Here is a 19,895-nt window from a genome sequence, read left to right on the forward strand (position 1 = left end):
AAGGGAACGGGACCATGACACTCCATCACGTGGCCGTCGGCGTGGACGGTTCACTGCTTTCCGTACGGGCCCTGGACCGGGCCGCAGACGAGGCCGCCCGGCGCCACAGCGAACTGCGCGTCGTCTATGCGGTGTCCGACTGCGACGAGGCCGGACCGATCCTGGCGTCGGCCGTCACCCGCGTCCACGAACGCCACCCCGACCTGCGGGTCATGACCAAAGCCGTGGAAGGCCCCGCGGTGCGGGTGCTGACCGAGGAGAGCAAGTGCGCGGCCCTCACCGTCGTGGGCACGCGCGGGTTCGGCGGGGTCGTCGGCACGCTGCTCGGATCGGTGAGCCTGCGGCTGGCGGCCCATGCGCACGGGCCGCTGATGGTCGTACGCGAGGACCACAGGTGCGACTCGGGTACCGTTCCGTGGGCCGGGGGACCGGCGGTCCTGCTCGGTCTGGAGAGCGACACCGACGTCGACGCGGCCGTCTACGCGTTCGCCGAGGCGGAGCGTCGTGGAGCGTGGCTGCGTGTCCTGCACGCACAGACCCAGCGGCACGTCACCCCTGAACTGCCCTCCCTGATCTCCGCCACGAGTCCCGGTCAACAGCGCATGGCACAGCGGGACCGGGCCGAAGAGGCCGTGCCGCGCTTCAGCCTCGCCCGGCTGCGGGAGCACCACCCCACCGTGGGCGTGGACGCCCGCACGGTGCGCACCGGGCCCTCCCGCGCCCTGCTGGAGGCGACACGCCAGGCGGCGGTCGTGGTGATCGACGCCCACCGCCGCAACGGACACGTCGGCCTGCGGCTCGGCCCGGTCGCCCACACACTGCTGCACCGGTCGCACTGCCCGGTCGTGTTGGTGCCCACGACCCGGTGATCCGCGTGGCCGGCCGCCAAGTGGCGCTGCCGAAGGGGACGTTCGGACCGTGGGCGGTGCCCTTGCGGCCCCTCGGACGGCCATCGCACAGGCGGGACATTGAAGACGCGACGAGGGCCGCGACGGCCCTCGCGTGACACTCCTCGGAGGGGATGAGGATCATGGCAGTGCACGACCACCCGCAACGTCATACGGGGTTCCACCTTCCGTCCCGGCACAGGGCGGCAACGGCTCCGCAGGCCACGGACACCGCGACGGCGACGGTGACCGGTGCGCATGTCCTCGCCGGGCTCCGTCTGGTGACGGGGTTCGTCTTCCTGTGGGCGTTCCTCGACAAGACCTTCGGCTTCGGCTACGCCACCCCGTCCGGCAAGGGCTGGATCGACGGTGGCTCGCCGACCAAGGGATTCCTCAGCTCGGTGGCCGCCGGTCCGATGGAGTCCACGTTCCACTCCTGGGCCGGGGCCGGCTGGGCGGACTGGCTGTTCATGCTCGGTCTGCTGGGCATCGGTCTGGCGCTGGTCGCGGGCGTCGCGCTGCGGTTCGCCGCGGTGGCGGGCACCGCGATGATGGCGCTGATGTGGATCGCGGAATGGCCTCCGGCCAAGCACCTGTCGGACGGCACGTCGAGCATGTCGACCAACCCGTTCGCCGACTACCACCTCGTCTACGCCGTCGTGCTGATCGCGCTGGCCGCGGCGGGCGCCGGCGCCACCTGGGGCCTGGGCAAGGTGTGGGCGCGACTGCCCTTCGTCAGCCGCAACCGCTGGCTGCTCTGACCGCTCGGAGCACATCGCATCAGGGGCGCCGCCGCTGAGGGAGCAACTCCCGCAGCGGCGGCGCCCTTTCACGTCACGGCCGTACCACCCGCAGTCTCTTGACCTGTGGTGTCTCGACGGTTGCCCGGCGGCGGACCGGTTCCCGGGCCTGGGTGGCCGACCGGTCCCCACCCGGATTCCGGTCCGGGCCGTCCAGGGCTGTTCGACGTGGTGTGCGCTGACCTTGCCGATCCGTGTCTGACCGTCACAGGAACGGAGTTCGGGCCGCGCGCCACCACGCGGCTCATGGCGCGGCTGCGCAAGGACCAGCAGAAGGAGGGGAGCCGGACGCGCTGCCTTGGGCTGACCGGCCGAGAGGGGGACATCCTGGCGGCGCATCCAGGCGGCCGGCGGCGCCTTTCTCCCTCGTCACCGGGGGAGCGAGCCGATCACTCCTCCGGCACCATCTCGATCGCCCCGCTGGGGCACTCGGCGGCACACAGACCGCACCCTTTGCAGTAGTCCAGGTCGATGGCGAACCCCTTGCCCGGCCCCAGCTTGGTGATCGCGTTGTCCGGGCAGACGCTGTAGCAGTTGTCGCACTCGAAGCAGTTGCCGCAGGACATGCAGCGCCGGGCCTCGAACAGTGCGGTGGACTCGTCGAGCCCCTCCACGACCTCGTCGAACGTCGAGACACGGCGGGCGAGTTCGAGCCGTGGCCGGACCGTGGCGGGCGCGTCGGAGTAGTACCAGGTGTTGAGCCGTTCGAAGGTGGCGGGAGCGTGCTTCTCGCCCGGCTCGAACGCCGTGCCGCGCAGATACGCGTCGATGTGCCGCGCGGCCTTCTTGCCGTGCCCCACGGCCACGGTCACCGTGCGTTCGGCGGGCACCATGTCCCCGCCGGCGAAGATGCCCGGACGGCCCGTCATCAATCCGTCGGCCACCCGCACTGTGCCGTGGTCCACGGCGAGCTCCGGCACGTCCCGCAGCAGGGACAGATCCGAATCCTGGCCCAGTGCCAGCACCACGCTGTCCGCCGCCAGCTCCTCGAACTCACCGGTGGGACGCGGGAATCCGGTCTCGTCCAGCTCCATCCGCTCGATGGTCAGGCGGCCCTCGTCGGCGTGCTTGATGGTGGAGAGCCACTTGACGCGCACGCCCTCCTCCAGCGCCTCCTCGACCTCGACGTCGTGCGCGGGCATACGGTCCCGGGTGCGCCGGTAGACCACCACGGCGTCCGTGGCGCCCAGTCGGCGCGCGGTGCGGGCGGCGTCCATGGCGGTGTTCCCGCCGCCGTAGACGGCGACCCTGCGGCCCAGCAGCGGCGGGCCGCCCTTCTCCGTGCTGCCCAGCAGGGCCACCGCGTCCAGGATGCGGGCGCTGTCTCCGGCCGGGATGTAGGCGCGTTTGCCGATGCCCGCACCGACGGCGAGGAACACGGCGTCGAAGGCGCCGTCCCGCTGCGCGGCGAGCACGTCGTCGACCTTCGTGCCGAGTTCCAGTGCGACGCCGAGCGCGAGGATCCGGTCGGTCTCCGCGTCCAGTACCTCGCGCGGCAGACGGTAGCGCGGGATGCCGTAGCGCATCATCCCGCCGGGCTTGTCCTGGGCCTCGCGGATCGTCACCTCGTGGCCCAGGAGCCGGAGGTGGTAGGCGGCCGACAGGCCGGCCGGGCCGGAGCCGATCACCAGGACCCGCCGGCCGCTCGACACCGACGGAGTCTCGACGCTCCAGCCCCGCCTGATCGCCTCGTCGCCGAGGAACCGCTCGATCGAGTTGATGCCGACCGCGTTGTCGACCTGGACGCGGTTGCAGGCGGTCTCGCAGGGGTGGTAGCAGACCCGGCCCATCACGGCGGGCAGGGGGTTGTCGCGCATCAACTGCCGCCACGCCGACTCGTAGTCGCCGCTCTCCGCGTGGAACAGCCATTGCTGGATGTTCTCGCCGGCCGGGCACGCCTGGTTGCACGGTGGCATCCGGTCGACGTACTCGGGGCGTTCGGTGCGCCAGGCGCCCGTGCGGTTTGACAGGCTGGAGCCGACGTCCAGAGTGATCGCGAACGGCTTCTCCTTCACGACGAGGCCTCCTCGTGCGCCAGCAGTCCGAACCGGGCGATGTTGCGGTCGGCGGTCCGCTGGAGGTGGGCGATGACATCGGTGCGCGGCTCCGGTTCGAAGAGGTGCGCGTACCGTTTCTGGGGACGCAGGTACTCCTCGACCGGCAAGCGGCGCCGGATCGGTGTGACATCGGTGACCTCGCCGTCCCTGGCCTCGAACACCGGGAACAGCCCGGTCTGTTCGGCCAGCCGCGCGATGCGCACCGTGTCGTGGGACGCGGTGCCCCAGCCCAGCGGACAGGGCACGAGGACGTGCAGATAGCGGGCGCCGCGCAACTCCATCGCGCGGTGCACCTTGGCCTCCAGGTCGCGCAGTCCCGCGACCGTGGCCGTGGCGACGTACGGGATCTCGTGGGCCATCGCGATCAGCGGCAGGTTCTTGCCCTGCCCGAAGGGCGCGCCGGGCTCCTCGCCGACCGCCTGGGTGGTGGCCGTGCGCGCGGTCGGGGGAGTGGCCCCGGAGCGCTGTACGCCCGTGTTCATGTAGGCCTCGTTGTCGTAGCAGATGTACAGCACGTCGTCGTTCCGCTCGAACATGCCGGACAGGCAGCCCAGCCCGATGTCGACGGTGCCGCCGTCACCGCCCTGGCCGACCACCCGGACGTCCGTGCGGCCCTTGGCCCGCAGCGCGGCGGCGACACCCGCGGCGACCGCCGGTGCGTTGCCGAACAGGGAGTGCAGCCACGGCAGTTGCCACGACGTCTCGGGATAGGGCGTGGAGAAGACCTCCAGGCAGCCGGTCGCGTTGACCGCGACGACCTTGCCGCCGGCCGCCCGCTGGGCCGCGTCCAGGGCGTACCGGGCGCCGAGCGCCTCGCCGCAGCCCTGGCAGGCGCGATGCCCGCAGGTGATCGTGTTGGAACGCCCGGGATCGGCCTGGTCGGACTGGGCGTCCGCGCCCAGCAGCCGGTTGCCCGCCGCGTAGCTGCCCACCTGGTAGAACCTGACCTGCGGTGCGGCGCTCATCGGTTGCTCCCCACATCGCGCAGGATGTTCTCCGCGGACGGACCGGACCGCCTGGTCCTCGCCATCCGCGCCAACTCCCGCTCCACCAGCTCGGTGTTGAGGTCCAGGAAGGTCAACTGCTCCAGCCGCCCGGCGACCGCGTCGTCGAACAGCCGGTGCAGGGACTCCTTGGTGATCGGCCGTCCTCCCAGCCCGGCGATCACGGTGTGCCCGTCGAGCTGGACGCCGGACAGGGCGGTTCGTACGTTCGAGGAGACGATCCCGCCGATGCCGACCGCCAACGCCCGCTCCAGCACGACGACTTGGCGGGCGCCGCGCAGGGCCGTCCGTACCGCTTCCAGCGGGAACGGGCGGAACGAGGTGATCGCCAACGCACCGATCCGCACTCCGCGCTCACGCATCTCGTCGACGACGTCGCACACCGTACCGAACACGGATCCCAGCGCGACGACGATCGTCTCGGCGTCCTCGCACGCGTACGGATGGACCAGCCCGCCGGAGGAGCGTCCGAAGACCTCCCGGAACTCCCCGGCGACCCGCGGGATCGCCTCCAGCGCCTGCATCTGCTTGGCGTGCGCCAGATACCGCACCTCGGTGAAGGCCTCCGGGCCGACCATCGCGCCGATGGACACCGGATCGGCCGGGTCGAGGACCTGACGGGGCTCATAGGCGGGCAGGAACGCGTCGACCTGGGTCCGCTCCGGCACCTCGATCCGCTCCCAGGCGTGCGTGAGGACGAAGCCGTCCATGCACACCATCACCGGCAGCGACAGCTCCTCGGCCAGCCGGAAGGCCTGCGGGTGCAGGTCGGCGGCCTCCTGGTTGTCGCGTGCGTACAACTGGATCCAGCCCGAATCGCGCTGGGACATGCTGTCGCTGTGGTCGTTCCAGATGTTGATGGGCGCGCCGATGGCCCGGTTGGCGACCGTCATCACGATCGGCAGTCCGAGCCCGGAAGCGTTGTACAGCGCCTCCACCATGTACAGCAGGCCCTGACTCGCGGTCGCCGTGTAGGCGCGGGCGCCGGCCGCCGAGGCCCCGATGCACATCGACATCGCGGCGAACTCCGACTCGACGTTGACGTACTCGCACGGCCTGAGCGCGCCCGACTTCACCAGCCGGCTCAGCTCCTCCACGATGTGGGTCTGCGGCGAGATGGGGTAGGCGGCGATCACCTCGGGACGGCAGTACGCCACCGTCTCGGCGACCGCCCGCGAGCCCTCAGTCTGCTTCAGCACGGACGTACTCCTCACGTTCCGCGGCGACATGGGCGAACGCCTCCCGGGCGGCTGCCGCGTTGGCGGTGCCGAGTTCTCCGGGGAAGCGCTCCTCGATCGCCGCCGTCAGCGAATCGAGACGTACACATCCGGTCAGGGCCGCGAGACCGCCCAGCAGGACCGCGTTGGGGACCGGCCGACCGAAGTGACGTAGGGCGAGGACGGTGGCGGGCACGGTGAGCGCGACGGCGTGCGGCACGCTCGCGGCGAGGTCGGCGAGCCCCAACTCCTCGATCCTCCCTGGCGAGTTGATCAGTACGGAGCCGTCGGGCCGCAGCCCGTCGAAGACGTTGACCTGGTGCAGCAGCGTGGCGTCCTGGACGACCAGGGCGTCGGGCCGCATGACGGGCTCCCGTACCCGGATGGGGCGGTCGTCGATGCGGCAGAACGCCATCACCGGCGCACCCGTGCGCTCCGAGCCGAAACTCGGGAAGGCCTGCGCGTGACGGCCCTCCAAGAACGCCGCCACCGACAACAGCTCCGCCGCGGTGACGGCACCCTGGCCGCCCCTGCCGTGGATGCGTACCTGGAACACGGCACCCTCCTTCGGGAGTCCGGTGTCCTCCAGTCCTACCTCCGTGGCGGCAGACCGCCGCAGGGGCCGAACGTCCCCCTCGGCGGCCGACCGGGCCGGGCCGGTCATCCGTGCGGGATGATCACCACAGGGCAGCGGGCGTGGTGCATCACCGCGTGCGCGACCGGTCCGGTGTGCGCGCCGAGCCTGGCCGCACGGGTCTTCCGGCCGACGACCAGCAGTCCGGCGTCCTTCGTCGAGTCCACCACGCGCTGCGCGGGACGTCCGTTCTCCACCACCTCGCGCACCCCGACCGCCGGGAACTTCTCCCGCCACGGGTCCAGCAGCACGGTCAGAGCCTGCCCGGCCGTCCGCCGGGCCGTGTCACCCGCCCTGGGAGGCGGCGCGGCGAGCGCGTACTGCGGCTGCCACGTGTGCACGACCCGCAGCGGAGCGTTGCGCGACGCTGCGGAGGAGAAGGCGAATTCCAGCACCCGATCGTCCGGGTGGGCGATGTCCACGCCCACGGCGATGTCGCGGTACCGCTCGCGGACCGACGGCCGGCCGCCCGCGTCCGGGACGTGCTCGTCCTCGGGCCTCCAGTCGGCGCGCACCAGCACCACGGGCCCCGTCGCACGGGCCACCGCCGCCAGTGCCACGGACCCGGCCATGAAACCGCCGAAACCGCTGAACGCACGGCTGCCGAGCACCAGCAGTTCGCCCTGGGCACCGGCCTGTACCAGCGCCTCCGCGGCGGGCCGCGCGATCTGGTCGGCGCTCAGGCAGACCTGTGGATACCGCTCGTTGACCCGGTCCATCGCGTCGCGCAGGATGCGTTGCGCCCAGAAGCGGGGCGCCTCCAGCTCCGGCAGGTCGCACGCGCCGGGAGCCAGCCCCTCGTACGCGTGCACCAGCCGCAGCGGCAGCCCGCGCCGCAACGCCTCCCGGGCCGCCCACTCCGCGGCGGCGAGGCTCTCGCGTGAACCGTCCAGTCCTACGACAACGGGGCGCAGCATGAACGACACCTCCCCGGTCCGACGCCCGCCTGGTCCGCTCCGACACGGGCTCGTCACTTTCAGCTTCCGTGCTCGGCCGGAGGCCCGGGGAGGGGCCACGTGGCCCCTCCCCGGGCCGAACGGGCCTCTCAGCCCGACGCCGGTCCCACAGCCTGCCGTCCGGGACGGTCGAGTGTCCGACGGCGCGATGTCACAGCCGGAGGGTGAACCACGTGGTCTTGCCCTCGTCGGTGGGCCGTACGCCCCAGGTGTCGGCGAGGGCCCGCACCAGGATCAGACCCCGTCCGGACTCCTCGTCCTCTCCCGCCAGGCGCGGCTGGGGCAGTTGCGGGCTGTGGTCGCTGACCTCCACCGTGAGATCGGTCGCCGTGCGGTGCAGATGGAGGCCGATGGGCCCCTGCGCGTGCTGTACCGCGTTGGTCAGGGTCTCCGACAGCAGGAGCAGGGCCTCGTCGGTGCTGTCGGTGCAGTTCCACGAGGTGAGCGCCTTGTGCAGGAACGCGCGTCCCTCCGGAACGGAGGCCGGGTCGGCCGCCAGATCGAGGCCGAGGGCCGCCAGCGGCGCGGCCGGCAGCTGGGCCAGCAGGAGCGTGACGTCGTCGTTGTGGCTGTCCGGGTCGGGCAGGAGGCTGGCCAGGACATGGTCGGCCGTGGCCTCCAGACACGGGGTGTCGGAGAGGAACTCGTCCAGGACGACGGAGAGTTCGCCCACCCGCTCCTCGATGTCGCTGCCCGGCGTCTCGATCAGCCCGTCGGTGTAGAGCACGAGGGTCGCGCCCGGGGGTATAGCCGTACAGGACTGCTCGTACAGGATGCCGCCCACGCCGAGCGGGGCGTTGACGGGGGAGGAGAGGCTGGTGACCGCCCCGTCCGGGCCCGCCACCAGGATCGGCAGGTGCCCGGCCGAGCACACCGTCACGGTGCCGCTGTCGGGCGCGATGACCAGGTAGCAGCAGGTGACGAGCTGGTCCGGCACGTCCAGGTCGGCCACGCAGGTGTCGAGGGCCTGCATCAACTGCCGGGGCTGCATGCCGGTCTTGGCCAGCGCGTGCGCCGCGGAGCGCAACTGCCCCATCACGGCGGCGGCTTCGAGGCCTCGGCCCATCACGTCACCGATCAGCACGCCCACCCGGTCGGCGCCCAGCGGGATCAGGTCGAACCAGTCGCCGCCCACACCGGCCCCCTGAGTGGCCGGCCGGTACCGGCTCGCCGTGGCCAGTCCGGGCAGTGCGGGCGGGGTGCCCATCAGGGAGCGCTGGAGGGTGAGGGCGATGTGCCGTTGCTGCTCGTACAGGACGGTGAGTTCGGCCTCCGCCCGTTTGCGGTCGCTGATGTCCCGCACGATCGCGCACGCGCCGACCACCGTGCCGCGGGTGTCGCGGGTAGGCCACAGGGTGACGTCGACGTCCAGCAGGGCCCCGGTACTGGTGACCCGCAGCGTCTCGAAGTGCTCGACCTTCTCGCCGTGCCGCAGCCGTTCGAGCAACGCGCTGATCTCGTCGTCGAGTTCGGGCGGGGCGAGCAGCGAGACGTGGCGGCCGATGGCCTCCTCGGCGGTGTAGCCGTACAGGTCCTGTGCGGCGGCGTTCCAGTAGGTGATGTACCCGTCGAGGGTCTTGGCGAGGATCGCGTCCTGCGACGACTCGACCAGCGCGGCGAGCTCGTTGATGCGGGCCTCGGCGGCCTTGCGGTCGCTGACGTCCCGCACGGCGGCGGAGACCAGCAGACCGTCCGCCGTCTCCAGCGGGCTGAGGCTGATCTCGACGGGGAACTCGGTGCCGTCCTTGCGCAGCCCGTGCAGGTCGAAACCCGCCCCCATGGGCCGGACCTGGCGGTTCGCCGCGTATCCGTCCCGGTGCACGGTGTGCTGGGGGCGGAAGCGGTGCGGCATCAGCAACTCCACCGGACGCCCGAGCAGGTCCTCGCGCCGGTAGCCGAAGAGGGCCTCGGTCTGGGCGTTGACGAGCCGGATGGTGCCGGTGTCGTCGACGATGACCATGGCGTCCGGCGCGGCCTCCAGCAGCCCCCGGAACCTTTCCTCGGCCCGCCCCGGCTCGCCCGAGCCGGCCACCGTGCCGCCGCACCGGCACCGTTCCGGCCCGCCCGCTGCCGGCGCGTGCTGCGTCCCCACCTGGTCGGCCACCTGCGCCTCACCTCCACCCCCGACGACGATTCGGACATCTCACACCCGTTCGCGGCGTCTTCGCGCCTGAATGTCGCTTAGTGCTCACAACCGTCTGAACCTGCCCGCCGGTGGCGCACCGTATGGGCGGGTCGAGGCAGAAGTGCCCACCGGGAGGGGGAGACCCGCTCGGCCCCGCGTGGGAGCCGGAAGGCCCGCTGATCGGAGCCTGTCGGCCCCTCCGCCGTGGGCACACGGGATGAGACGTTTCCGGCTGCCGACCACAACCGTGTGCCGCAGCGCAGAGGAGCGCAGACCGATGGTGACGACACGACGTACGCGTACGGGAAAGGCGCTGTTCTGGCGGTGGCGCCGCAACCAGCTGCGGCGCCCGGGCGACCGGGTGGAGGCCCGGATCGTTCTCGGAGCGTGGTTCCTCGCTCTCGCCGCGGGACTGCTCGCGGGGTCGATGACCGCGGCACACGTCGAGCGGAGCCTTGAGGCCCGTCGTGCGGAACTGGTCCCGGTGCGGGCCGTACTCACTGAGAACGCGCCGCGGCCCACCGTCGTGGCGAGGTTCCACAGCGACCACACGGTGTGGGCGACGGTTCGCTGGACCGCCGCCGACGGAACGACGCGGACGGGCAGCGCCCAGGTCGCACCCGCGAGTGTGGTGGGCGACCGGGTGACGGTGTGGACCGATGCGGACGGCGGCTTGGTGGGCACGCCGCCCTCCGCCGCGGAGGCCCGCTTCCAGAGCGACTGCCTGGGCGCGTCGACCGGGCTGGCCGCCTGGTCCGTCGTGCTCGTCTGCGGCCGGCTGGTGTGCGTTCGCCTGGAGCGACGGCGGCTGGCCGAGTGGGCCACGGAGTGGGAGCGGATCGGTCCGCAGTGGAGGAAACGGATGAACGGCTGACAGGGACCTACGGGGTCCGGCTCGGTACCGATCGGCCCACGCGGACACCTGCCACGGCGGACGACCCTGGAATCAGGAAGCAACGAGAAGGAGGGTGACATGAGCAGCATGATCGAGCGGTTGCCCGGCTGGCCGGCCTTCCCCGACCTGTTCGGCTGGGTCGAGTCCGGAATCCCGACGGCCCACGCGGTCCCCGGGACGCACGGCATCCGTATCGAGGAGAAGTTGACTGAGGACACCTACCTGCTGCGCGCCGAACTGCCCGGCATCGACCCGGCCAAGGACGTCGAGATCACCGTCGCCGAAGGCCTCCTGATCCTGCGGGCCGAGCGCACCGAGGAGACCAAGGAGAAGCACCACACCGAGTTCCGCTACGGCACCTTCACCCGCTCCGTGCGGCTGCCGGCCGGCGCCAAGGGCGACGACGCGACCGCCGAGTACAAGGACGGTGTCCTGACCATCACGGTCCCGGTGCCGGAGAAGACCGCGAGCACCAGGACCATCCCCGTGCGGACCGGCTGAGCGCAGGGGCTCGCCACGACGCACGGTGTGTGCGCGACCGGGGAGGCCCCGGTCGCGCACACGTTTCCCGGCGACGAACGGCATACGCGGGACGAGCAGGACGTGAGGCCCCCACCGGCACCGCGCATTCGTCCCGGGCGACCAGGGGCGACCGGCCCCACGTGCGAAGGAGACCGAGCCATGACCACCGTGCCCGCCAACCCCGACGACCGGCCGGAACCGCGAAGCCGACCGGCACTGCTGACCTTCCTGGGCGCCGTCGGAACGGTGACCGGGAGCAAGTTCCTGGTCGAGAGCGACCACGCCCGCGTCCTCGTCGACTGCGGACTCTTCCAAGGCATGGCCGACCTGCGTCGCCGCAACTGGCGCGAGCTGCCCTGCGACGCCGCCGACATCGAGGCCGTCGTGATCACCCACGCACACCTCGACCACTGCGGTTACCTGCCCCGTCTGGTGCGCCACGGTTTCCACGGCCGCATCCTGGCGACCGAGTACACGGCACGGCTGATGGAGATCGTGCTGCGCGACAGCGCCAGGCTCCAACTGGAGACGGCGCAGCACGCCAACAGGCACGGCTGGTCCAAACACCGCGTCGCGCAGCCTCTGTACGACGACTCCGACGTCGACCGCACACTGAAACTCGTGGAGACCGTGCCGCCGCACACCCACGTCGAGATCGCCACCGGCACGAGGCTGACCTTTCACCCGGCGGGCCACATTCTGGGCTCCGCCTGGGCCCGGCTCACCCTGGAGGACGGCCACACCCTGGCCGTCAGCGGGGATCTGGGCCGCCCCGGCCATCCGCTGCTGCGCCCCGCCGAGCCCTTCTCCGGGGCGGACGTGCTGCTCGTGGAGTCGACCTACGGCAACCGGCGGCACGAGGAACAGGAGGGCCGGGCCCACTTCGCCGACGTGATCGCCCGGACACTGGCCCGCGGCGGCACCGTCGTCATCCCGGCCTTCGCCCTCGACCGCACCGAGGTCGTCCTGCACGAACTGGCGGAACTGCGCCGGACCGGACGCCTTCCGGCCGCCGTACCGGTGTACGTCGACAGCCCGATGGCGCTGGCCGCTCTCGACGTCTACCGGGACGCCCTCCACACCGGCGATCCGGAGCTGCGGCCGAACCTCGGCGCCGCCGGTACGGCCGCGCTGAGCCCCGAGCCGTTCCACGCCGTACGGTCGCTCCAGGAGTCCGTGGAACTCGGCCGCAGGGGCGGACCGGCCGTCATCGTCTCGGCGTCCGGCATGGCCGCCGGAGGACGGGTCCTGCACCATCTGCGGCGGCTGCTGCCCGACCCCCGCAACGCGGTCGTCGTGGTGGGCTTCGCCGCGCGGGGGACGAGGGCCCGCGACCTGGTGGACGGCGCGACGGCGCTCAAGATGTTCGGCGAGTACGTTCCCGTGCGGGCCCAGGTCGCCGATGTACCGCACTTCTCCGCGCACGCCGACGCCGCGCAGATCGTCGACTGGCTGCGCGACGCGCCCGCACCGCACGCCACGTACGTCGTGCACGGTGAGCCCGAGGCGGCCGAGGCACTGCGCGAGCGCATCGACCGCACGCTTGGCTGGACCGCCGTGGTGCCGCGGTCCGGGGAACGGGTACTGGTCCGCTGACGGGTGACCGTCCCGCGGTGCGCGGGCTGTCGGGCGACCCGCATCCCCGTCCGGCCTACGCCACTCGGCTCGGCGTGACGGACGTCTCCACTGCCATGAGCGGTCGGTCGACCTCGTCCTCCGAAGGGGGCACCGTCACCACCGGCACCCGCGCGTAGCGCAGACACTCGCGGCCGACCGTGCCCAACGCGGGCAACTCCCACTGACCGTGGGCCCGCCGTCCGAGCGCCAGCAGCGTGGCTTCGCGCGCCCGCCCGAGCAGCACCCGGGCCGGTGGACCCTCGACGAGGACTGCACGCACTGTGGGGCCGACCCGCTCGCCCAAGGCGCTGCGCACGGCCGAGGCGAGCAGCTCGGCGGCCCGCTCCCGCTGTTCGGCCACTGTCGGCCGACCGGCGACCGGAGCATAGGGCGCCGGTGCGGCGGCGGGTTGCCAGGCGTGTACGGCGACGACCTCGGTGCCCAGGGCGCGCGCCTGGTCCTCGGCCCAACGCAGCGCCGACAGGGACCCCTCGGACCCGTCGACGCCCACCACGATGCCGGTGCCGCCGGTGTCTGCGGTCATGGCTGCCTCCCCGGTCTGCCTCTGCGCCCATGGTGCCCCGGCCCGAGGGGCCGGGGCTCGGGCCGGACGGTGACGGACTTCTGCCCAACGGCCCCTTGCGGAGTTCACCGATGGTGCCGGGAGTCGTCCTGAGCGCCCGTCCCCATGTAGTGGCGCTCCTCGATGACCGTCCCGCGCTCGCCGGGGCGCCGGACGGCGCCCGCCGTGGACAGGAACATGATCAGACCGAGGATGCCGACGGCCATCAGCGCGAAGCCGACGACGAACTGGCTGTAGCCGAACACCATGCAGGCGCCCACGACGGCCGCGCCCACGAGGAAGAAGGGGAACATCGCTGCCTTCCTTCTGTCTTCCGCCCGCGGGCGGACCCGATACCGATGAGCCGACCCGGTCCGACGGGTCTGCCCGGGCTCGCCGCCCGGGCGACCGCCGGACTCCGGTCATGACGCACGACCTCCGTCCCTCACTTCCAGCTTCCGCGTCGGCCGTGACCTGTTCCAGGGGTCGTACGGGCAGGTCAGCGGCCCGAATGGCCCCTCGTCCGGCCGGCCCGGTGCCACACGGTTGCTCAGCCGTCCCGTCCGCCGTCCGCCGTACTGCCCGAGGGGGCCGAAGGTCCCGAAGCGGGGCGACGCACTCCGCCCGCCCCGATGAGGTCCGCATCCTGGATCGGCCCTCCAGAAATGGGGCCGGACGGATCGGGAAGCGGGCCTGACGGCCCCTGCCGTACGTCGGGCGGCGGGGTGAGGTTTGCCCTGAGGAGAAGGCCCGGCGACCGAGAGGTACCCCGATTCGCTCGACGCCGTCCCGGCCCACGCTCGCGGACGGCGTGACACCCCGGCCCCGGAGCAGTCGCTGATCCGACACAGACCAAGGGCGGTCTGCCCGCCCTCCGAGGGGAGGTGCGCCCCATGGCGGCGCGACCACTCGACACCCGCACGGTCACGGCGCTGGTCACCGCGGCCACCGCCGCCCCTTCGCTGCACAACGCGCAGCCCTGGCGGTTCCGTTGTCTCACCCGCACACGCACCCTGGAACTGCGCGCCGACCTCGACCGGGCGATGCCGCGCACCGACCCTGACAACCGAGGTCTGCACGTGGGCTGCGGAGCGGCCCTGTTCAACCTGCGGGTCGCCGTGGCCGCCGCCGGCCGGCACGCGGACGTCCAACTGCTTCCGGTACCGGCGGACCGGCTCCTGCTGGCCACCGTCCGCATCATCGACACCGACCGACCAGACCGGGAACTGGCCCGCTGCTACCCGGCGATCGACCGCCGGCACACCAGCCGCCACCCCTTCGAGGACAGAGCGGTTCCGCCCGACGTACGGGACGCGCTGCGCGCCGCCGCCGCACGAGAAGGCGCGCAGCTGGTGTTCCCCGACGGATGGCACGTGGAGGCACTGCTCGACCACATCCGTGACGTCGAGGGACGCGACAGCCTCGATCCCGTCTCCTCGGAGGACGTACACAGGTGGACGCGTGTCGGTGCGGAGGACACCGGCACGGCCGTCGACGGGGTCCCGGCGCGTGCTTTCGGGCCGGCCGGACGGGGAGGCCGGGCACCGGTCCGCGACTTCGCGGGGCGCCGCGCCGTGCCCGGTCGGCCCACAGCCGTCTTCGAGGCCACCCCGAACCTGGCGCTGCTGGGCACCGTCCACGACCGCCCCGCGGACTGGTTGCGGGCCGGACAGGCGATGGAGCGTGTCCTGCTGCTTGCCGTCCGCAACGGGCTGGCCACTTCCCTGACCTCGCACTCCCTCGAACAACCGGACCTGCGTGAACTCGCCCGCGACCCCGCCTCCGACATGGGCTTCGTGCACATGATCCTGCGTCTGGGCTACGGACCGTCGGGCGTCGTCAGCCCACGGCGGCCCGTGGAACAGGTCCTGGAGATCGTCTGACGGTCCGCGCCGGCGCGAACGGCCGGCGCCGCCTCGGAGTACGGGACCCGTCCGGCCCTCACCGTGGGGTCGGACGACCTATGCCGACGGGGCGGCCGGAAGCCCAAGCTGGATCGACATCGTCCCGACGACCGGAGGGCTTCCCGTGCATCACGACAGCGTCGTGGAACGTCTGGTGTCCGAGCCTCAGGCCGACGGAGTTCCCGCACCGCGCGAGCCCGGTCCGGCACTCGCGCTCAAGCGGGCCGACGAGGTGCTGACACAACTCGACACCTCACGCCGTGGTCTCACCGCACCGGAGGCCGAGCGACGCCGACAGCGACACGGGGCCAACGAACTCCCGCGGCCTCGGCCCAGAAGCCTGTGGCGACGGTTCCTCGCCCAGTTCACCGACCTCTTCGCGCTCGTCCTCGTCGTGGCCTCCGCACTGACCTTCCTGGCCTACGGGCTCCAGGACCCCCGCGACAGCGGCAACCTGCAACTGGCGTTCGCCATCCTGGGCGTCGTGGTGCTCAACGCGGTGATCGGCTTCGTCCAGGAGTACTCGGCGGAGCGCACCGCCCAGTCGCTTCAGGCGATGGTGCCGCACACGTGCCGAGTGCTGAGGGACGGGGAGCGACTGGAGTTGCCGACGACCGCGCTGACCCCGGGCGATCTCGTCGTCCTGGAGGCCGGGGACGCCGTCCCCGCGGACTGCCGGGTCGTCGAGGCGCACGGACTCACGGTGAACAACGCGTCGCTGACCGGCGAGAGCGCGGCCGTGAGCCGCGTGGACGAGCCCACGGCCGCCCCGACCCTCCTCGACTCCCGCAACTGTGTGTTCATGGGCACCACGGTGGTCTCCGGATCGGCGAAGGCGGTCGTGTTCGCCATCGGCGCCGACACCGAGTTCGGCCGGATCTACCGGCTCACCCAGGAAGCACCCCAGCAGAAGACCCCGCTGCAGCTCCAAGTCGCCTCCATGGCCCGCAGGGTGGCCGCGCTGGCCGTCGCGATCGGCCTCCTCGTGCTGGCCGTCCGCCTGCAGAGCGGCCAGCCGCTGGTCTCCACCTTCGTCTTCGCCCTCGGGGTGATGGTTGCGCTGGTGCCCGAGGGGCTGCCCGCCACGCTGTCGGTGTCCCTCGCCATCGGAGTACGGCGCATGGCCCGCCGCCAGGCCCTCGTCAAACGCCTCCTCGCGGTGGAGGCGCTGGGCTCCACCACGGTGATCTGCACCGACAAGACCGGCACGCTGACCCAGGCGGAGATGACCGTCACCCGCCTGTGGAGCGCCGGCACCTGGCACGAGGTGTCCGGCATCGGCTACGCCCCCGTCGGCGCCGTCGAGGCCCCCGACGCCGTACGGGAGCTGCTGCGCGTCGGCGCCCTCTGCTCCGACGCCCGGCTGTTGGCCCCGGACGGGCAGACCGACTGGCGGGTCCTCGGCGACACCACGGAGGGGGCGATCCTCGTCGTGGCGGGCAAGGCCGGGCTCGACCCGGAGGCGCAGCGGGCCGCGGCACCGCGGATCGCCGAGTTCCCCTTCGATCCGGTCCGCAAGCTGATGAGCACCGTCCATCGCACGTCCGGGGGCGACATCGTGTGCGCGAAGGGCGCGCCGCAGGAACTCCTCGTCCACTGCGGGGAGTTCATGCTGGACGGAGCCTCCGTCCCTTTGACCGACGAGGTGCGCGCCTCGGTCGTCGAGGCGAACGACACGATGGCGGCGCAGGGGCTGCGTGTGCTGGCCGTGGCGTTCCGTCCTGCGGCGGTGACACCCGCCGACAGCGAGGAGGCCGAGTCCGGTCTGACACTGCTGGGCCTGATCGGCATGTTCGACCCGCCCCGGCCCGAGGTCTCCGACGCGGTGACGGCCTGCCGGCGCGCGGGAATCCGGATCGTGATGGTCACCGGCGACCACCCGCTCACCGCCGAGGCGGTCGCCCGCCGGGTCGGCATCGTCACCGGCCCCGCACCCACCGTGGTGACCGGCGCCCGGCTCAACGACATGGACGACGAAGCGCTCGACGCCGTGCTCGCGGCTCCGGGGGAACTGCTCCTGTGCCGGGTCAGCCCCGAGCACAAGATGCGGGTCGTCGCCGCGCTGCAGACCCGGGGCGAGGTGGTGGCCGTCACCGGCGACGGCGCCAACGACGCGCCCGCGCTCAAACACGCCGACATCGGCGTCTCCATGGGTGCCGGTGGCACGGACGTGGCCCGGGAGGCCTCGGTCATGGTGCTGCTCGACGACTCGTTCGCCTCCATCACCGCGGCCGTCGAACTGGGCCGGTCCGTCTACCGCAACATCGGGAAGTTCCTCGCCTACCTCTTCAGCCACAACATCGCCGAGCTGACGCCCATCCTGGCCGCCACCTTCGTCGGCTTCCCGCTGGTCCCGCTGACCGCCGTGCAGATCCTCGCCATCGACCTCGGCTCCGACGTCCTGCCCGCCCTCGCCCTCGGCGCCGAGCCGCCCGAGCCCGACACCATGAGGCGCCCGCCCCGCGGACGCCGCGAACGGCTCTTCTCCGCGGCACTCGTGCGACGCTTCCTCTTCCTGGGGGCCGTGCAGTCCATCGGCGTGTGCACGGTCTTCTTCTGGCAGGTGCACGCCTCGGGCATCCCGTTCGCCGACTTCACCGCCGGCACGCCCGCCTACCGCAAGGCCATCACACTCACCCAGGCCGCCATCGTCGTCAGCCAGTTCTTCAACGCCCTGGCCGTGCGCACCGACCACGAGAGCGTCTTCAGCGTCGGTCTGTTCTCCAACCCCCTGCTGCTGGCCGCCGGTTGCTTCGGCATCGGGTTGATGGCCGCCATCAGCTACGCGCCACCGCTACAGGCCGTCTTCCACACCGCGCCGATCTCGGCCACCGACTGGGCCGTGCTCACCGCCTTCGGACTCCTGCTGCTGTGCGCCGAGGAGGCCCGCAAGGCGTGGTCGCGCCGAACCCCGCCGCGACAAGCAGAGAGGAAACAGCCATGAGGGTCGTCATCGTCGGCTGCGGCCGTGTCGGTTCCGACCTCGCCACCCGGCTGGTCAACGAGGGACACGACGTCCGCGTCATCGACCGCAACCCGAAGACTCGCGCCCTGCTGCCCGCCGGGTTCCCCGGCCAGGTCCTGCACGGCAACGGCTTCAGCCGGACCCTGCTGGAGGCCGCGGGCATCGAGCACGCGGACGCGTTCGTCGCGGTCACCTCCGGCGACAACACCAACATCGTCAGCGCCCGCACGGCCAAGGAGACCTACCGGGTACCCGTCGTCCTGGCCCGCATCTACGATCCGCGGCGCGCCGACATCTACCGCGACCTCGGCATCCCGACGATCGCCAGTGTCCGCTGGACGGTGCATCAGCTGTACCAGATGCTGCTGCACCGTCACCTCACCCCCGAACTCGACTTCGGCAACGGCGAGACGCTCCTGCTGCGTTCGCAGCTGCCCGCGCACCTCACCGGCCGACAACTGGGCGAGTTGGAGGTCGACGGCGAGATCCGGCTCGTCGAGGTCACCCGCGGTGGACGCTCGTTCCTGCCGACGCACACCACTCCGGCGGAGCCGGACGACCTCGTCACCTTCGCCGTGTCCGCCGAGGCACTCTCCCGGCTGCGCGGCTTCCTCGACAAGGAGCTCGGTACATGAAGGTCATCGTCGCCGGCGCGGGCCGGCTCGGCAGGCAGGTCGCCCAGGTGATGGCGGCCGGCGACAACCAGGTCACCGTCATCGACCAGGACGACGAGCGCGTCGCCGCCCTCCGTGACCGGCCGCACGTCAGGCTGGAGAACGGCGACGCGTGCGAACCCTCGGTCCTCGAACGCGCCGGCGCGTACACGGCGGACCTCGTCGTCGCGACCACTGGCGAGGACGAGGACAACCTCGTCATCAGCCTCCTCGCGAAACGCCAGTTCGCCGTGGACCGCGTGATCGCCCGGGTCAACGACACCGAGAACGCCTGGCTGTTCGACCGGACCTGGGGCGTGGACGCCGCCGTACCCGCGGCGATGCCCCTGATCTCGCTCATCGAGGAGGCGGCCGGAGCCGCCGACACCGTGGCCCTGCTGCGCCTCGGCAAGGCGGGTGTGAACGTCATCGAGACCACCATCACCGCCCACTCCCGCGCGGTCGGCAGACCCCTCACGGAGATAACGCTTCCCGAGGGCACGGTCGTCGCCGCGGTCGTACGCGACGGCGGACCTGTCACACCGGCACCGGGCCTCGTCCTGGAAGCCGCGGACGAGATCCTCGTCGTCTCGCACGCCACGACGGAGAGCGAGGTGCGGGCGGCCTTCCAGTGACCTGGCCGATCGAAGGGCCCGTCGTCACTGTGCGGCGGGACCCGTCAACTCGGTGATGTCGTCGCGGGCGACGTCGTGGAGTCGTACGGCGAGGTCCTTCAGCGCTCGGCTGGCGGCGAGTTCCTCACCGACCTCTGGGACGGAACGGTCGATCGGGTTGCGCCGGGCCACGCCGCGGCCGGTGCCCTTTTCGAAGGTGACGGACGCCATGACTTCCCCCTCTCGGGAATCTCTCCCTCCAGCTTGGAACGGAAGCCGGCGCGGTTGCAGGCCCCGAACTGCCTCTGCCGGGCTTGGACTCCCGGGGCGGAGGGGACCCGGGCGCACAGTGCAGGCGCGGACGCCGAGGGGTGCGGCACTTGGTCGAAGCCGCGCCCGGGAAATGCCCGCGCGGTTCGGTATCACCGCGCGGGCACGCATCCGCCTGCTCCCGCGCTTGGCGGACACCGTCCCGGTGCACCG

The 19,895-nt window shown here is 72.0% G+C and carries 18 protein-coding genes; 9 read left to right on the forward strand and 9 right to left on the reverse strand.

The window, feature by feature from the left end; translation table 11 throughout:
• Window positions 1–14: 14 nt before the first annotated feature.
• Window positions 15–869, forward strand: a complete 855-nt coding sequence (locus tag ACIQPR_RS33535; RefSeq protein ID WP_403655917.1) for a universal stress protein — start codon at window positions 15–17, stop codon at window positions 867–869.
• A 161-nt stretch (window positions 870–1,030) separates the two neighbouring features.
• Window positions 1,031–1,648: a hypothetical protein gene (locus tag ACIQPR_RS33540; RefSeq protein WP_403655919.1), complete on the forward strand. Its 618-nt coding sequence runs from the start codon at window positions 1,031–1,033 to the stop codon at window positions 1,646–1,648.
• Between the two features lie 428 nt (window positions 1,649–2,076).
• Here ACIQPR_RS33540 and ACIQPR_RS33545 read toward each other — a convergent pair whose 3' ends face one another.
• The 6 genes from ACIQPR_RS33545 to ACIQPR_RS33570 all read right to left on the reverse strand — a co-directional run bounded on the left by ACIQPR_RS33545 (window position 2,077) and on the right by ACIQPR_RS33570 (window position 9,587).
• Entirely contained in the window at window positions 2,077–3,702 is a 1,626-nt protein-coding gene (locus ACIQPR_RS33545) for an NAD(P)-binding protein (RefSeq protein WP_403655921.1), read from the reverse strand.
• A complete protein-coding gene (locus ACIQPR_RS33550; protein WP_403655923.1) occupies window positions 3,699–4,709 on the reverse strand; it encodes a thiamine pyrophosphate-dependent enzyme in 1,011 nt (336 codons plus the stop codon). Before ACIQPR_RS33550 ends, ACIQPR_RS33545 begins: the two co-directional genes overlap by 4 nt.
• The gene (porA, locus tag ACIQPR_RS33555; protein WP_403655925.1) at window positions 4,706–5,947 is read right to left on the reverse strand and encodes a pyruvate ferredoxin oxidoreductase; all 1,242 of its coding nucleotides are present in this window, start codon (window positions 5,945–5,947) and stop codon (window positions 4,706–4,708) included. The genes ACIQPR_RS33550 and porA overlap by 4 nt, the downstream gene beginning before the upstream one ends.
• Window positions 5,931–6,521: a 2-oxoacid:acceptor oxidoreductase family protein gene (locus ACIQPR_RS33560; protein ID WP_403655927.1), complete on the reverse strand. Its 591-nt coding sequence runs from the start codon at window positions 6,519–6,521 to the stop codon at window positions 5,931–5,933. The genes porA and ACIQPR_RS33560 overlap by 17 nt, the downstream gene beginning before the upstream one ends.
• Before the next feature lie 104 nt (window positions 6,522–6,625).
• Complete coding sequence (locus tag ACIQPR_RS33565; protein WP_403655929.1) at window positions 6,626–7,516, reverse strand: universal stress protein; 891 nt, start codon at window positions 7,514–7,516, stop codon at window positions 6,626–6,628.
• 190 nt (window positions 7,517–7,706) lie between these two features.
• Window positions 7,707–9,587: a PAS domain S-box protein gene (locus ACIQPR_RS33570; RefSeq protein ID WP_403656476.1), complete on the reverse strand. Its 1,881-nt coding sequence runs from the start codon at window positions 9,585–9,587 to the stop codon at window positions 7,707–7,709.
• A 370-nt stretch (window positions 9,588–9,957) separates the two neighbouring features.
• Between ACIQPR_RS33570 and ACIQPR_RS33575 the strand changes: the two genes are divergently transcribed.
• From ACIQPR_RS33575 to ACIQPR_RS33585, 3 genes are all read left to right on the forward strand, one after another.
• The gene (locus ACIQPR_RS33575; RefSeq protein WP_403655931.1) at window positions 9,958–10,554 is read left to right on the forward strand and encodes a hypothetical protein; all 597 of its coding nucleotides are present in this window, start codon (window positions 9,958–9,960) and stop codon (window positions 10,552–10,554) included.
• Window positions 10,555–10,653: 99 nt separating this feature from the next.
• Window positions 10,654–11,076, forward strand: a complete 423-nt coding sequence (locus ACIQPR_RS33580; RefSeq protein WP_403655933.1) for an Hsp20/alpha crystallin family protein — start codon at window positions 10,654–10,656, stop codon at window positions 11,074–11,076.
• A gap of 180 nt (window positions 11,077–11,256) precedes the next feature.
• The gene (locus ACIQPR_RS33585; protein ID WP_403655935.1) at window positions 11,257–12,693 is read left to right on the forward strand and encodes an MBL fold metallo-hydrolase RNA specificity domain-containing protein; all 1,437 of its coding nucleotides are present in this window, start codon (window positions 11,257–11,259) and stop codon (window positions 12,691–12,693) included.
• A 55-nt stretch (window positions 12,694–12,748) separates the two neighbouring features.
• Here the strand turns inward: ACIQPR_RS33585 and ACIQPR_RS33590 are convergent, their stop codons facing one another.
• The gene (locus tag ACIQPR_RS33590; RefSeq protein ID WP_403655937.1) at window positions 12,749–13,258 is read right to left on the reverse strand and encodes a universal stress protein; all 510 of its coding nucleotides are present in this window, start codon (window positions 13,256–13,258) and stop codon (window positions 12,749–12,751) included.
• Between the two features lie 104 nt (window positions 13,259–13,362).
• Complete coding sequence (locus ACIQPR_RS33595; protein WP_403655939.1) at window positions 13,363–13,590, reverse strand: hypothetical protein; 228 nt, start codon at window positions 13,588–13,590, stop codon at window positions 13,363–13,365.
• A 579-nt stretch (window positions 13,591–14,169) separates the two neighbouring features.
• Here ACIQPR_RS33595 and ACIQPR_RS33600 point away from each other — a divergent pair.
• From ACIQPR_RS33600 to ACIQPR_RS33615, 4 genes are all read left to right on the forward strand, one after another.
• Window positions 14,170–15,159 carry an Acg family FMN-binding oxidoreductase gene (locus ACIQPR_RS33600; RefSeq protein ID WP_403655941.1) on the forward strand — a complete coding sequence of 330 codons (990 nt, stop codon included), beginning with the start codon at window positions 14,170–14,172 and terminating at the stop codon, window positions 15,157–15,159.
• Window positions 15,160–15,334: 175 nt separating this feature from the next.
• Complete coding sequence (locus ACIQPR_RS33605; RefSeq protein ID WP_403655943.1) at window positions 15,335–18,124, forward strand: cation-translocating P-type ATPase; 2,790 nt, start codon at window positions 15,335–15,337, stop codon at window positions 18,122–18,124.
• Window positions 18,121–18,780, forward strand: coding sequence for a potassium channel family protein (locus tag ACIQPR_RS33610; protein WP_403655945.1), 660 nt, complete (start codon window positions 18,121–18,123; stop codon window positions 18,778–18,780). The genes ACIQPR_RS33605 and ACIQPR_RS33610 overlap by 4 nt, the downstream gene beginning before the upstream one ends.
• The gene (locus ACIQPR_RS33615; protein WP_403655948.1) at window positions 18,777–19,433 is read left to right on the forward strand and encodes a potassium channel family protein; all 657 of its coding nucleotides are present in this window, start codon (window positions 18,777–18,779) and stop codon (window positions 19,431–19,433) included. Before ACIQPR_RS33610 ends, ACIQPR_RS33615 begins: the two co-directional genes overlap by 4 nt.
• Before the next feature lie 24 nt (window positions 19,434–19,457).
• On the opposite strand, the gene ACIQPR_RS33620 is transcribed toward ACIQPR_RS33615, so the two are convergent.
• Window positions 19,458–19,643: a dsRBD fold-containing protein gene (locus ACIQPR_RS33620; protein ID WP_403655951.1), complete on the reverse strand. Its 186-nt coding sequence runs from the start codon at window positions 19,641–19,643 to the stop codon at window positions 19,458–19,460.
• Window positions 19,644–19,895 lie beyond the last annotated feature (252 nt).

The sequence above is a fragment of the Streptomyces sp. NPDC091280 genome (assembly GCF_044768565.1).
Classification (GTDB): domain Bacteria; phylum Actinomycetota; class Actinomycetes; order Streptomycetales; family Streptomycetaceae; genus Streptomyces.